Here is a 14,416-nt window from a genome sequence, read left to right on the forward strand (position 1 = left end):
CGTATAAGGGTACCTTTATACGGAGCAGGTACGGAGTTGGTAATGCTTTGACACGGCCCTGGTACGGAGCAGACACGGTTTTGGTACGGTTTTAGTACGGTTTTAGTACGGTTTTAGTACGGCGATAACTCCTAAGCGAAGCGATACTCCTTTAACTCCTGATTCACATAATTTATAATTCAAATACTGTGATTTTCTGATTACCTTTGCGACTAACAGTGCAAAAGCAATTCAAGAAGAAGAAAAACAGACGATGGAGAATATAGAACAGGAGTTCCTATCCGTGATACGGGAGTATGAACGCGTCATATATAAGGTGTGCTACCTATACTCTACGCCCAATGCTACCATCAATGATTTATATCAGGATGTGGTGCTCAATATATGGAAAGCTTACCCCAAATTTCGACGGGAGTGTAAGGTTTCGACCTGGATATATCGCATCGCGCTCAACACTTGTATCAGCTTTATCCGCAAAGAAAAGAACATCCCCGAAATTGTCGCCCTAAGCCAGGACGCCGACCGGATGGAGGAATTGGACGAGACACAAGCTATGCTGAAACAACTCTATCGGATGATTAACCGACTGGGGCAACTGGAAAAATCCATTATCCTGCTTTATCTGGAAGAAAAAAGCTACGAAGAAATTGCTGAAATTACCGGTCTGACAGTAACAAACGTTGCTACCAGAATCAGCCGGATTAAAGACAAACTTAGAAAAATGAACAAGGAGGAATAATATGGAATTGGATGAACTAAAGAAATCTTGGAACGCACTGGACGAGCAATTGAAAAAAGAGCAGATTGCAGATGAAAAGCAGATTGCGGAGATGATTGCCGGATATAAGGCAAACGCTCGCAAAAGCCTCAGGCGTCTCACGGGGTGGCAACGCTTCTCCATAAGTATAGGAGTAGTGGGACTTGTCCTTCTTCTGTCTATATGGTTGCTACCGTCTGTTTTCCAGATTAACGAAGAATGGCAACCTAAAATTAATATACTTATGATATTCCTCGGTATTAGTATCCTGGCAGGCATCTGGTGGGATCACAGGAACTATCGCTGGATGAAAAACACCCGAATAGACGAAATGCCGGTAGCCGTAGTCAGTCAACGTACGGCAACCCTCCGTCAATGGACTAAATACGAGGTTATTGCCATTTCCGCATGGGTAATCATATTCAATATACTCAATTATTGGATAATGGGATACTATAAAGCATCTTTTGGCATTCAGGCTATACTAATCACATTCTTTGTATTGTTTGATGTTGCAGTCATCTACATCCTTTACAAGAAAGTAGCTTACAGATACCTCAATGACATTAAAAAGAATATTGAAGAAATAGAAGATATATGCACCGAATAACCCTACTCCTGATCCTGTTTTTATTCATTCCCGACTTGTATATCTATTTTTTGCACATCGCGCGGAAAACAAAAAACCGTTGGCTACGCATCGCATACTGGATACCGACTTTTCTATTGGTAATCGGTTTCTATATAATAATGAATGGTACGGACGGAAATGCGATGGCACACCATGCATTAGCTATCGGCAGACTTTCTATTTGCCTGTTCTTGCTTACTGTTCCTAAAATTATATTCATGATATGCTCACTGATAGGGCTACCTTTCCATTATCTGTTGCATTGGCGTCGTTCCCCGTTCACCGCCGTCGGATCAGTACTGGGAATGGTTATCTTTTTCAGTATCCTCTATGGGACATTGGTAGGTATCAGTAAATTTGAAGTAAAAAACGTGGAATTTCATCACCCGAACCTGCCAAAAGCATTCGATGGTTACCGCATCGTACAGTTGTCGGATATACACATCGGCAGTTGGGTGGAAAATGAGAAACCTATCCGCAGAATGGTAGAATTAGCCAATGAGCAGCAGGCTGATTTAATTGTATTTACCGGTGACCTGGTAAACCAACGAAGCCTCGAATTGGATGGATTTCAAGACATTCTTTCACAACTGCATGCCAAAGACGGTGTTTATTCCATATTAGGTAATCACGATTATGGAAGTTATTACCACTGGAAAAGTCAGAAAGATCAGGAGAACAATATGGATAGCCTGGTACATAAAGAACAGGCTATGGGGTGGAAACTATTAAAAAATGAGCACAGTGTACTGCATCATCAAGGTGACAGTATCGCCCTCATAGGTGTGGAAAATGAGGGAGAACCACCTTTCTCCCAGTTTGCCGACCTGACAAAAGCATCCACAGGAACAGAGAGCATGTTCCGCATCTTATTAAGCCACAATCCCACGCATTGGCGTCGTGAAGTATTACCTGATACGGATATTGAATTAATGCTTGCCGGACATACTCATGCCATGCAGGCTATTGTGTTCGGACGTTCACTCTCTTCACTGATATATCCCGAATGGGGAGGATTATATACCGATGGTAGCAGGGGATTATATGTTAACATTGGTATCGGCTATGTAGGATTACCATTCCGTTTCGGGGCATGGCCTGAGATTACAGTAATAACATTGCGCAATTAGCTATTTTTCTTTATTTTACCGGCATATAATACAAAAAAAAATATGTAAGTTTGCGGCAAAATACTACATCAATGAAGGTACTCTACTATATCTATCAAATATGTTTTGCATTGCCGATTCTGCTGGTATTAACTATCCTGACCGCTTTGGTTACAATTATCGGTTCTCTGATAGGTGGCGCGCACATCTGGGGATATTACCCCGGAAAAATATGGTCACAACTGATTTGTGTATTTCTACTTATCCCTGTAAAGGTGCGCGGTCGTGAGAAAATCCATAAACGAACGTCGTACGTATTTGTACCTAATCATCAGGGGGCATTCGATATCTTCCTGATTTACGGATTTCTGGGACGCAACTTTAAATGGATGATGAAAAAGAGCCTGCGGAAAATTCCATTTGTAGGAAAAGCATGCGAAAGCGCAGGACACATCTTCGTAGACCGCTCCGGCCCAAAGAAAGTATTGGAGACGATTCAGCAGGCAAAAGCCTCGCTTAAAGATGGCGTATCATTAGTGGTATTCCCGGAAGGCGCGCGTACATTCACCGGACACATGGGATATTTCAAAAAAGGTGCGTTCCAGTTGGCTGATGAATTACAATTGGAAGTGGTACCCGTCACCATCGACGGTTCTTTTCAGATTCTTCCCCGCACAAGTAAGTGGATATACCGCCACCCGATGATACTGACTATCCATGACCCTATCCCTCCTAAGGGACAAGGTCCTGAAAACGTCAAGGCGACAATGACCGAAGCTTACGCTATCGTGGAAAGCGCTTTACCGGAAGAGTACAAAGGAATGATAACAAATGAGGATCAAGACCATTAAATACTGCGGCTATTTCCTGACAGCAGCACTCTCCTGCATACGTTGATGCTCCTCAATCAGTTTCATGTTCTCTTTAGCTTTATCCAGAAAATCTCTCACTAAAGGATTACTTTTAAATGACTGGGGGGCAGTCCGGATGATATCCTCCACTTGCGGAGTCATCACAGGATAGGGCAAGGTGCCGCACACCATCATGAATACGCTAGGGCCGAGGACATTCTCATAATTTGTAGTGATGAAGCCTTTCACATAGTCATTCATCTCTTTTATCAGAACCTCGCCTTCCTTTGCCAGTTGTTCGTGGATATCATCCAAGGCAGCGCCGTCCAGTACCATGCGCGCCTCTTTTCTTTCCAGTTCTTCAATCTTCAACTCAAGTTCATTGCGCTTTTCAATGAACTCATACAAGGCATTATTCAACGGTGTACCTTTAGCTGTAAGTTGGGAATTGGATATGGAAACTTCAATCTTACCTCTTTCAAGTACCAAAGGCATGATAGCCTCATCATTCATGTAGAGTGTCACCATCATCACAGAATCCAATGGACCACTTGCAGAGAACAAACCATGTACCACCTCCGCCGAATCAACTGTTATCCATTGTCCGTCACGAAGCGTTTTAAACATTAACATCTTTCCGTCGAAACTGGTCACCGACGATACACCATCAACCTTATACTTACGACTGCACGATGCGAAAAGCACAAGCAATAGCACTAAGGGAAAAATACGGCTCACATTCTGTTTTATCATGCGGGAAACGATTTATATGAAATACGTCACAAAGGTACAACCTATTCGGGCTGTAAGGAAACATTTTATCAATATTTAAATGTTGCTCTCTTTTTTCCATTAATAAACCTTATAATGAAGAGAAAAAGAAAGGTTATTTCAGGTAGTTTATTTATTTTTGCAGTGATAACTAACAAAATGTAAATCACATAATTGAAATCATAGATTCCTTACCATGCCAACTTATGCTCCTTTTGCCAAACCTCTGTATGTGATGCTGAAACCGGTAGGCGCGATATGCAACCTTGCCTGCGACTACTGTTATTACCTGGAAAAGAGCAAACTGTATCAGAGCACCCCCAAGCATGTAATGAGCGAGGAGTTATTGGAAAAGTTCATTGAAGAATACATCAATTCGCAAACCATGCCGCAAGTATTGTTCACCTGGCATGGCGGAGAAACCTTGATGCGCCCGTTGTCTTTCTACAAAAAAGCAATGGAACTACAAAAGAAATATGCCCGCGGACGTACCATAGACAACTGCATACAGACTAACGGAACCATGCTAACGGATGAATGGTGTGAGTTCTTCCGCGAAAACAATTGGTTAGTAGGCGTTTCCATCGACGGCCCACAAGAGTTTCATGACGAATACCGCAAGAACAAGCAAGGAAAACCTTCCTTTATAAAAGTAATGCAGGGCATCAACCTGCTGAAAAAACACGGAGTAGAATGGAACGGCATGGCAGTAGTGAACGACTACAATGCCGACTATCCGCTGGAGTTTTACAACTTCTTCAAAGAAATAGGTTGCCGTTACATTCAGTTTGCCCCTATCGTGGAACGGATATTCCAGTACCAGGACGGACGGCATCTTGCCTCGCCCACCAAACCATTTGCCTCGCCTACCGACTCAAAAGATTTAGCCGAGTTAGCAGACTTCTCTGTCACCCCCGAACAATGGGGTAATTTCCTTTGCACCATCTTCGACGAATGGGTAAAAAAGGATGTGGGCACCTATTATATACAGTTGTTCGATTCTACCCTGGCCAACTGGATAGGCGAACAACCCGGCGTCTGCACCCTGGCAAAGACGTGCGGACATGCCGGAGTGATGGAATTCAACGGTGATGTGTATTCGTGCGATCACTTCGTATTCCCCGAATATAAATTAGGTAATATCTATCAGAAGACTCTGGTAGAAATGATGTACGGCGAAAAGCAACAAGCTTTCGGACAAGCGAAACAGTCCTCATTACCCCGTCAATGCCGGGAATGCGAATGGCTGTTTGCCTGCAACGGCGAATGCCCCAAGAACCGTTTTGTACAAACAGCAAGCGGAGAACCGGGGCTGAATTACTTGTGCAAGGGCTATCACCGTTTCTTCAGCCATGTAGCCCCCTATATGGATTTCATGAAGAATGAACTGATGAATCAACGCCTGCCTGCCAATGTGATGAGTAATAAATCTATCAGAACAGAATCAGAAGTATCTCAATTCTCCTCCTCCCGGGAGGAGGAGTACCCGTAGGGGGAGGTGGTAGGTGAAATAAATACCTATTTATCATAAATCTAAGGAATTCTTTTCGCCTACCACCCCGCCCTGCAGACACCCCTCCTCCCGGAAGGAGGGGAACGTACTTTGCTGGAAGAAATTAAATAATCTGTCAGCGAAGCTAATAGAGATACTTCTGCAACATACAGACAACTTACAAAACATACTTGTAAGTACAAGACATGAATTAGTTTATATTATTTTTATGAGCATATTTCTGATTATCAGCTTTTATAAAAGCATATATAGTATAAACTTATTTAAATCCAGTACTTAACTTACAAACAACTTACAAAAATTAAATAATTAAACAACAATGAAAATCAAAACCTGTTTAGCAGCGCTCGCAGCGCTCGCATTCGGCTCTACAGTACGTGCCGACGAAGGAATGTGGTTACTGCAACTAATAAAGCAGCAGAACTCCATTGATTTAATGAAGAAACAAGGTCTGAACCTGGAAGCAGACGACCTCTACAACCCCAACGGAGTGTCACTCAAAGACGCAGTAGGCATCTTCGGAGGCGGATGCACGGGCGAAATCATCTCACCCGAAGGACTCATCCTGACAAACCACCACTGCGGTTACGCCTCTATCCAGCAACACAGCAGCGTGGAGCACGACTACCTGACCGACGGCTTCTGGGCAAAAACTCGCAACGAAGAACTGCCTACACCGAAACTGAAGTTCCAGTTTGTCGACCGCATCGAAGACATTACCGACATCGTTAACCGGAAAATAGACGCCGGCGAAGTAGACGAAGTCACCGCCATGACACGCCCCTACCTCACCAGACTCGCCAACGAACTGTTCGAGAAAAGCGACCTGAAAGGCAAGAAAGGCATCGAAGTACAGGCACTGCCATTCTATGCGGGCAACAAATTCTACATGATATATAAAAAGGTGTATACCGACATCCGTATGGTTGCAGCCCCTCCTTCCTCCATCGGTAAGTTCGGCGGAGAAACAGACAACTGGATGTGGCCGCGTCACACGGGCGACTTCTCCATGTTCCGCATCTATGCCGACGCCAACGGCGACCCCGCAGAGTACTCCGCCTCGAACGTACCGCTCAGCACTCCGAAGTTCCTGCCCATCTCCATCAAAGGACTCGAAGAAGGCGACTACGCCATGATAATGGGATTCCCCGGAAGCACCAGCCGCTACCTCACCGTATCGGAGGTAAAAGAACGCATGGAATCGCAAAACCAGCCACGCATCACCATCCGCGGCGCACGCCTCGCCGTATTGAAAGAGGTGATGGCTGCCAGCGACAAGACCCGCATACAGTACGCCAACAAGTACGCCGGAAGCAGCAACTACTGGAAGAACTCCATCGGCATGAACAAGGCCATCGTTGACAACGACGTACTGGGCACCAAGGCAGAACAGGAGAAGAAATTCGCCGGATTCGCCCAAGGCAAACCTGAGTATGAAGGCGTAGTCGGCAAAATAGATGCCATCGTGAACCGCACAATGCCCCTCACCCGCCAGTACTACTACCTGACAGAAGCATTCAGCGGCGCCATCGAATTCGGCAGCACCTATATGATAATGGACAATCTGAAGAGAGGACTGGAAGAAAAGAACGATTCACTCATCAACAAGTCACTGGAGCAACTCAAAGCAGCCTACGCCGGCATCCACAACAAGGACTACGACCACGAAGTAGACCGCCGGGTGGCTAAAGCCATCTTCCCCGTATATGCCGACGTCACTCCGGCAGAGCAGCGCCCCGCCTTCTACCAGACCATCGAGAAGGAGTTCAAGGGCGATTACAACGCCTACATCGACGCCATGTACAACAACTCCATCCTCGCCAACCAGGCCAACTTCGACAAGTTCGTGAAGAAGCCCACCGTGAAAGCTATCGACAAAGACCTGGCAACCCAGTACTCCCGCGCCAAGATTGAAAAACTGACGTCTCTGGCACAGGAACTGAACGCCACTTCCAAAGAACTGGCACTGCTGCACAAAGCCTACATCCGCGGTTTGGGCGAGATGAAAGAACCCGTGCCCTCGTATCCGGACGCCAACTCCACCATCCGTCTGACGTACGGCAACGTGAAATCATACGACCCGCGCGACGCCGTGCACTACAAATACTACACCACCACGGACGGTATTCTGGAGAAGGAAAATCCCGAAAACCGCGAGTTCAACGTGCCCGCCAAACTGAAAGAACTGATACTGAACAAAGACTTCGGACGCTATGCCTTGCCCAACGGCGACATGCCCGTTTGCTTCCTCAGCACCAACGACATTACCGGCGGCAACTCCGGCAGCCCGGTGCTGAACGCCAACGGCGAACTGATAGGCTGCGCATTCGACGGCAACTGGGAGTCGCTGAGCGGCGACATCAGCTTCGACAACAACCTGCAACGTTGCATCAACCTCGACATTCGCTACGTGCTGTTCATCCTCGAAAAGCTGGGCGGATGCGAACATCTGATAAAGGAAATGAACATAATAGAGTAGTCTGACTACCTGCGGAGAGATGGCTCTCATACTAAGCCCAATTCACTATACGACTGAGCCTATTTCAGTCGTATAGTGAAATAGGTTCAGTCGTATACTTAGACTATTTCAGTCGTATACTTAGATACCCCCCTCGCAGAGCTATCTCTAACGCACTTTTTATGCACTTCCAACACACTTCGAATGCACCTCTAATGACTTATATATGAGACGATTTTTATTATCACTATTCATTACATCCGCAGGGCTGCTTGCCCGCGCCGACGAAGGCATGTGGATGCTGACCGACCTGCAAAAGCAGAACGAGGTCGCCATGACGGAACTGGGATTGCTCATACCCGTCAACCAGATTTATAACCCCGATGGCATTGCCCTGAAAGATGCCGTAATCCACTTCGGTGGCGGCTGCACCGGCGAAGTCATCTCCGCCGAAGGCCTGGTACTGACTAACCATCACTGCGGTTACGGCTCCATCCAGCAACACAGTACGGTGGAGCACGATTATCTCACGAATGGTTTCTGGGCTATGAACCGCCAGGAAGAACTTCCCTGCAAAGGACTCACCGTGACCTACATCGACGAGATACTGGACGTCACCGACTACGTCAACCAACAGTTAAAGATAGACCCCGACCCGAACGGTACGAACTATCTATCGCCCAGGTATCTGGCAGAAGTGTCCGAACGTTTCTCCTCCGAGCAAGGCATCGCCCTGACTCCCGGACGCAAGCTGGAACTGAAAGCCTTCTACGGCGGAAACCGCTATTACCTCTTTATAAAGACCACGTACAGCGACATACGCATGGTAGGCGCGCCTCCCTCGTCCATCGGCAAGTTTGGCGCCGACACCGACAACTGGATGTGGCCACGTCAGACGGGCGACTTCTCCCTGTTCCGCATCTATGCCGACAAGGACGGGAATCCGGCAGGCTACTCCAGGGACAACGTCCCCCTGAAAGTGAAGAAACACCTCACCATCAGCCTTGCCGGATATAAGGAAGGCGATTTCACGTTCGTCATGGGCTTCCCCGGACGCAACTGGCGCTATATGATTTCCGACGAAGTGGAGGAGCGTATGGAGACCACCAACTTTATGCGTCACCACGTACGCGGCGTTCGCCAGGAAGCGCTGATGGAAGAGATGCAGAAAGACCCTGCCGTGCGCATCCACTACGCCAGCAAGTACGCATCGTCTGCCAACTACTGGAAAAACGCCATCGGTATGAACGAAGGACTTGTCCGCCTCAAGGTACTCGACACTAAGCGCGCGCAACAGGAACAACTCCTTGCCTGCGGCCGCGAACAGGGCGATGATTCTTATCAGAAGGCATTCGACCGGATACGCGACATCGTCCGCCACCGCCGCCCTGCGCTTTATCATCAGCAAGCCATTCAGGAGGCGCTGGTCACCGGGCTTGACTTTATGCGCATCCCCAACACCGCCACCATGCTGACTGCTCTGAAGAGCAAAGACAAAGTCCGCATCCAGTCTGCCACCGACAGCCTGAAAGTGGTTGCCGACAGATACTTCGCCTCCGTCCCCTTCCCCGAAGTGGAGCGCATCGTTGCCAAGAAAATGTTGCAGACTTACATGAAGTACATTCCGGCAGAACAGCGCATCAGCATCTTCGAAGTCATCGACAAACGCTTCAAAGGCAATAGTGACGCTTTCGTGGATGCTTGCTTCGACTATTCCGTCTTCGGGAAAAAGGAGAATTTCGAGAAGTTCATCCGCAAGCCCGGCTCCTACAAGCTGGCCTTCGACTGGATGATACTCCTCAAGCACTCCATCACCGACGGATTGCTGCAAACGGCCCTCGCCATGACAGACGCCAACAAGAACTACAATGCCGCGCACAAAGTTTGGGTGAAAGGCATGACAGACATGAAACAGAGTGCAGGCACTCCCATTTATCCGGATGCAAACTCCACCCTGCGCCTCACGTATGGCAAAGTATTGCCTTACGAACCGGCGGATGGTGTGGAGTACAGTTACTACACCACCCTCAAAGGTGCCATGGAGAAGGAAGACCCCAATAACTGGGAGTTTGTGGTTCCTGCCAAGCTGAAGCAACTGTATCAGTCCAAGGACTTCGGGCGCTATGCCATGCCCAACGGCGAGATGCCCATCTGCTTCATTGTGAACACGGATAATACGGGTGGTAACTCCGGCAGTCCGGTGTTCAACGCCAAGGGCGAACTGATAGGTACAGCCTTCGACCGCAACTACGAGGGACTCACGGGAGATATTGCTTTCCGCCCGTCTTCACAGCGTGCCGCTTGCGTGGATATCCGCTATACATTATTTATTATAGAAAAGTATGCCGGGGCGTCGCACATTATCAAGGAGTTGACGATTGCGGAGTAAGCCGGTAGCCAGTAGCGCGTGAACAAAACATACAGTAATATGTTTCTATCTACAGATAGTGTTTCAATATAAACAAAAGAATTTATAGTAATAACAGAAAGGAAAAAGTTATGGAAAAATTTGAAGAACTTATACAATCAGAAAAGCCCGTTTTAGTAGACTTCTTTGCCACATGGTGTAATCCCTGTAAGGCTATGCATCCGGTACTGGAAGCATTGAAGGAGCAAATAGGTGAAACTGCACGTATCGTAAAAATAGACATAGACCAGCATGATGAACTGGCTGTCAAATATCGCATACAGGCTGTGCCGACATTCATTGTATTCAAAAAGGGTGAGGCTGTTTGGCGTCATTCCGGAGTTATCAAAGGCAGTGAACTGCAAACTGTCATCGAACAAAATTCATAAAAACAAAGAAATGAAGAAAATAGTGACATGCACAGTCCTGATTCTTGCAAGCATACTCACATTTGCTTGCAAGGATGGGGCTAAAACATCACCGAACGAAGCCAAAACACAGCTCAATGACTCTGAACAAAAAGAAGCCGAAAGCGGTGAAGTTATCGTAATGAACAAGGATATGTTCATCAAGGACATATTCGATTACGAGAAATCCCAGGAGTGGAAATACAAAGGTGACAAACCTGCTATCATTGACCTGTATGCCGACTGGTGTGGTCCTTGCCGTATGACAGCTCCCATCATGAAAGAGTTGGCAAAGGAGTATGCCGGCAAAATCATAATCTACAAGGTGAATGTGGACAAGGAACGCGAACTTGCCGCTTTATTCAATGCAACCAGTATTCCTCTTTTCGTATTCCTCCCGATGGAAGGAGAACCACAGCTTTTCCGTGGAGCAGCCGATAAGGCTACTTACAAGAAGGTGATTGAGGAGTTTCTGTTGAAGAAAGAATAGTGTTTTGAATTTTGAATTATGAATTTTGAATTTTGAATGGCTGCGCAATCATGCTGCATAGCCATTCATAATTCATAATTCAAAATTCATAATTCAAAACATCTTTCCACTGATTATCGTGTAACTCCGTGACAGTGCGATAACCGGACGCTTGCAGGGCTGCCAAAGCTTGCGGGCGTCCGTTGTTTATACGCTCCGGATAGTGGGAATCGCTGTTCACCTGTACGCGGATACCTTTCTCAAGCAAGGTATGGAAATAGCGTTCATCGGGATAGAAAACACCTAACTCAAGATAGGCTTTTGTGTTGACTTCCACGATATATCCCTTCCGGGCAATAGCGTCGAAATACTTCTGTATCAAGGCATCATACCAAGGCTCGTCAAGCAGTCCTGAACGGTAGGCGGTAACATTGTAATGTATCTTGTCGGCATGGCCTACGATATCAAAACCACCCAGCTCGACCATGCGCATCAAACGCTCGTAATAAAGATGCACTACCCTTACGATATCACCACCGAATTCTTTGTCTACAACAGTGCGGAATTTATCCGCCGAGACATCTATATCCACCACTTCCCCTTTGTCATTGTAAAGCAGGTGCACCGAACCGATACGGTAATCCAACGGCAGTTCACGGAAACAGGCAACGGACGGGTTGCTTTCTTCATTCAGATAATCAATCTCCAGACCGATATACAGTTCTATCTGCCCGGCATATTTAGCTTTCAGACGGTGAAACTCAGCCAGATAGTCGTTCATGGAATCCCACTCCATCGTCCATGCGGTAGAAAATGGCAACGGGGCATGTGAAGAAAAACCGTATGACGTAAAGCCCTTGCTCACGGCAAAGCGGACAAAGTCTTCCATATTGGCGCGTCCGTCACAGTACAGACTATGACTATGATAATTAGTTAAATTTCCGGTACCCGTCATCTCAATTCTTTCATTATTAATTCTTTCATTATTAATTTCGAACTTCAGTTCGATTCTATTTCACTGAGTTCCAGCCAGCGCATGGTCTTTTCGTCAATCATATCCGTAACTTCGGGCAAACGTTTCGACTTCGCTGTCAACTCTTCTACAGATAAAGTTCCACTGCACAAGGCTGTTTCGATGGTTTTCTTTTCTTCTTCCAGAGCTGCAATCTCCTCCTCCAACTGCTCAAACTCCCTTCTCTCCTTGAAAGACATCCGGCGTTTCTCATTCAGGCGTATCCTGGCGGTTTTGTCTTCCTGCGGTTTAGCAGCTTCCTTCTCTTTTTCCTTTTCCTGACGGTCTTTTTCATCTTTCCAATCACGATACTGGGTGTAGTTTCCGGGGAAGTCGCGAATATCCGCCTCACCGTTGAACACCAGCAAGTGGTCTACCACTTTGTCCATAAAATAACGGTCGTGGCTCACAACCATTACACAACCCTTGAAGTTCTGCAAGTATTCTTCCAGCACATTCAGCGTGATGATATCCAGGTCGTTGGTAGGCTCATCCAATACAAGGAAATTGGGGTTACGCATCAGCACCGTACACAGATACAGGCGGCGGCGCTCTCCGCCACTTAGCTTATACACATAGCTGTGCTGGGTTTCGGGAGTAAAGAGGAAATGTTGCAGGAATTGGGAGGCAGTCAGCTTCTTGCCGTTACCCAGTTCTATGACTTCAGCGATATCCTGCACAACATCAATCACCTTCATCTGCTCATCAAATTGCAGACCATCCTGCGAGTAATAGCCAAAGCGCACGGTTTCACCGATATCAATCGTTCCGCTATCCGCCTTCTGCTCTCCTATCAGGATTTTGATAAAGGTAGATTTACCCGTACCATTATTCCCCACAATACCCATCTTCTCGTAACGGGCAAAGATATAGGAGAAATCTTCCAGTATCTTCAGGTCGCCGAATGATTTGTACAGATGGTCTGCCTCGAATATTTTGCTACCTATGTAGGATGCTTTCACATCCAGTTTTACGCTGTCATTGTTAAAGCGCTGCTTGGCTACCTTCTCCAATTCATAGAAAGCCTCTTCCCGATAACGCGCTTTATGACCACGCGCCTGGGGCATACGGCGCATCCATTCCAGTTCGGTGCGATACAGGTTGTTGGCACGGGTTATTTCAACATTCGTAGCATCAATCCGCTCCTGCCGTTTCTCCAGATAATAACTGTAGTTTCCTTTATATTGATAAATCTGACGGTTGTCTATTTCAATGATTTCGGTGCAGACACGGTCGAGGAAGTAGCGGTCGTGCGTCACCATAAGCAGGCTGAGGTTCGTGCGACGCAGATACTCCTCCAACCATTCGGTCATGTCGAGGTCGAGGTGGTTGGTCGGTTCATCCAATATCAGCAAGTCCGGCTCGGTGATGAGAGTATTGGCAAGTGCCACACGTTTCAGTTGCCCGCCGGAAAGGTGTTTCACCGGTTGGTCGAAGTTACGTATCTTCAATTGCGAAAGGATTTGCTTGGCTTTTTGCTCATAGTCCCACGCTTTCTCATGTTCCATGCGTACCAGTATTTCGTCCAGTCCGGGATGGCCTTCCGTCTCCATGCAACGCTCGTATTCCTTAATCAGTTCCACCGTGCTGTTGCCATGATGGAAGCAGGCCTCCAGAACTGTCAGTTCCTCCGGATATCGCGGGTCTTGTTCCAGATATCCCACTCTGAGGTCACGACGGAAAGAAATAGTTCCGTTATCATAACCTTCCTTTCCGGCAATGATATCCAACAAGGTAGTTTTGCCGCTACCGTTCTTGGCAATCAATCCGATACGTTGCCCTTCGGCTATACCGAAAGAAGCATTTTCAAGCAAAACCAAGTCACCGAATGACTTAGTCAGATTCTCTATTTGAAGATAACTTATCACACTTAAGAGTTATAAATTTAAGTTTCGCATGTTGTTCGTAATCAGTAGTAACTCTATTCTCCTCCTGGGAGGAGGAGTACCCCGTAAGGGGGGAGGTGGTAGGTGAAAGAATTCCTTAGAGTTATGATTAATAGGCATTTGTTTTACCTACCACCTCCCCCCT

General features: G+C 46.8%; 12 protein-coding genes. 9 read left to right on the forward strand and 3 right to left on the reverse strand.

The window, feature by feature from the left end; genetic code table 11:
- Positions 1-253: 253 nt before the first annotated feature.
- The 4 genes from B2Z67_RS09280 to B2Z67_RS09295 all read left to right on the forward strand — a co-directional run bounded on the left by B2Z67_RS09280 (position 254) and on the right by B2Z67_RS09295 (position 3,348).
- Positions 254-739 (forward strand): RNA polymerase sigma factor, encoded by a 486-nt coding sequence (locus B2Z67_RS09280; protein WP_291529544.1) that lies wholly within the window; start codon positions 254-256, stop codon positions 737-739.
- Between the two features lies 1 nt (position 740).
- Positions 741-1,367 (forward strand): hypothetical protein, encoded by a 627-nt coding sequence (locus B2Z67_RS09285; RefSeq protein ID WP_291529545.1) that lies wholly within the window; start codon positions 741-743, stop codon positions 1,365-1,367.
- Positions 1,355-2,518, forward strand: coding sequence for a metallophosphoesterase (locus B2Z67_RS09290; protein ID WP_291529546.1), 1,164 nt, complete (start codon positions 1,355-1,357; stop codon positions 2,516-2,518). The genes B2Z67_RS09285 and B2Z67_RS09290 overlap by 13 nt, the downstream gene beginning before the upstream one ends.
- Positions 2,519-2,589: 71 nt before the next feature.
- Positions 2,590-3,348, forward strand: coding sequence for a lysophospholipid acyltransferase family protein (locus B2Z67_RS09295; protein WP_291529547.1), 759 nt, complete (start codon positions 2,590-2,592; stop codon positions 3,346-3,348).
- A gap of 9 nt (positions 3,349-3,357) precedes the next feature.
- On the opposite strand, the gene B2Z67_RS09300 is transcribed toward B2Z67_RS09295, so the two are convergent.
- Positions 3,358-4,101, reverse strand: a complete 744-nt coding sequence (locus B2Z67_RS09300; RefSeq protein ID WP_291529548.1) for a DUF4369 domain-containing protein — start codon at positions 4,099-4,101, stop codon at positions 3,358-3,360.
- 214 nt (positions 4,102-4,315) lie between these two features.
- On the opposite strand from B2Z67_RS09300, the gene B2Z67_RS09305 reads away from it, so the two are divergent.
- From B2Z67_RS09305 to B2Z67_RS09325, 5 genes are all read left to right on the forward strand, one after another.
- On the forward strand, positions 4,316-5,611 hold the full coding sequence (locus B2Z67_RS09305) for an anaerobic sulfatase-maturation protein (protein WP_291529549.1): 1,296 nt from the start codon (positions 4,316-4,318) through the stop codon (positions 5,609-5,611).
- Between the two features lie 340 nt (positions 5,612-5,951).
- Positions 5,952-8,111: a S46 family peptidase gene (locus tag B2Z67_RS09310; protein WP_291529550.1), complete on the forward strand. Its 2,160-nt coding sequence runs from the start codon at positions 5,952-5,954 to the stop codon at positions 8,109-8,111.
- Positions 8,112-8,316: 205 nt separating this feature from the next.
- On the forward strand, positions 8,317-10,479 hold the full coding sequence (locus B2Z67_RS09315; RefSeq protein WP_291529551.1) for a S46 family peptidase: 2,163 nt from the start codon (positions 8,317-8,319) through the stop codon (positions 10,477-10,479).
- Positions 10,480-10,559: 80 nt separating this feature from the next.
- The gene (gene trxA, locus B2Z67_RS09320) at positions 10,560-10,886 is read left to right on the forward strand and encodes a thioredoxin (protein WP_291529555.1); all 327 of its coding nucleotides are present in this window, start codon (positions 10,560-10,562) and stop codon (positions 10,884-10,886) included.
- A 10-nt stretch (positions 10,887-10,896) separates the two neighbouring features.
- Positions 10,897-11,394 carry a thioredoxin family protein gene (locus B2Z67_RS09325; protein ID WP_291529552.1) on the forward strand — a complete coding sequence of 166 codons (498 nt, stop codon included), beginning with the start codon at positions 10,897-10,899 and terminating at the stop codon, positions 11,392-11,394.
- Positions 11,395-11,473: 79 nt separating this feature from the next.
- On the opposite strand, the gene B2Z67_RS09330 is transcribed toward B2Z67_RS09325, so the two are convergent.
- The gene (locus tag B2Z67_RS09330) at positions 11,474-12,328 is read right to left on the reverse strand and encodes a histidinol-phosphatase (protein ID WP_291529553.1); all 855 of its coding nucleotides are present in this window, start codon (positions 12,326-12,328) and stop codon (positions 11,474-11,476) included.
- A 44-nt stretch (positions 12,329-12,372) separates the two neighbouring features.
- Positions 12,373-14,253 (reverse strand): ribosomal protection-like ABC-F family protein, encoded by a 1,881-nt coding sequence (abc-f, locus tag B2Z67_RS09335; protein WP_291529554.1) that lies wholly within the window; start codon positions 14,251-14,253, stop codon positions 12,373-12,375.
- Positions 14,254-14,416 lie beyond the last annotated feature (163 nt).

The organism is Bacteroides sp. UBA939, assembly GCF_002293435.1.
Classification (GTDB): Bacteria; Bacteroidota; Bacteroidia; order Bacteroidales; family Bacteroidaceae; genus Bacteroides.

Coding starts and splice junctions, on each gene's coding strand:
- B2Z67_RS09280 (WP_291529544.1), top strand. CDS start 254: ATGGAGAATATAGAACAGGAGTTCCTATCCGTGATACGGGAGTATGAA.
- B2Z67_RS09285 (WP_291529545.1), top strand. CDS start 741: ATGGAATTGGATGAACTAAAGAAATCTTGGAACGCACTGGACGAGCAA.
- B2Z67_RS09290 (WP_291529546.1), top strand. CDS start 1,355: ATGCACCGAATAACCCTACTCCTGATCCTGTTTTTATTCATTCCCGAC.
- B2Z67_RS09295 (WP_291529547.1), top strand. CDS start 2,590: ATGAAGGTACTCTACTATATCTATCAAATATGTTTTGCATTGCCGATT.
- B2Z67_RS09300 (WP_291529548.1), bottom strand. CDS start 4,101: ATGATAAAACAGAATGTGAGCCGTATTTTTCCCTTAGTGCTATTGCTT.
- B2Z67_RS09305 (WP_291529549.1), top strand. CDS start 4,316: ATGCCAACTTATGCTCCTTTTGCCAAACCTCTGTATGTGATGCTGAAA.
- B2Z67_RS09310 (WP_291529550.1), top strand. CDS start 5,952: ATGAAAATCAAAACCTGTTTAGCAGCGCTCGCAGCGCTCGCATTCGGC.
- B2Z67_RS09315 (WP_291529551.1), top strand. CDS start 8,317: ATGAGACGATTTTTATTATCACTATTCATTACATCCGCAGGGCTGCTT.
- B2Z67_RS09325 (WP_291529552.1), top strand. CDS start 10,897: ATGAAGAAAATAGTGACATGCACAGTCCTGATTCTTGCAAGCATACTC.
- B2Z67_RS09330 (WP_291529553.1), bottom strand. CDS start 12,328: ATGACGGGTACCGGAAATTTAACTAATTATCATAGTCATAGTCTGTAC.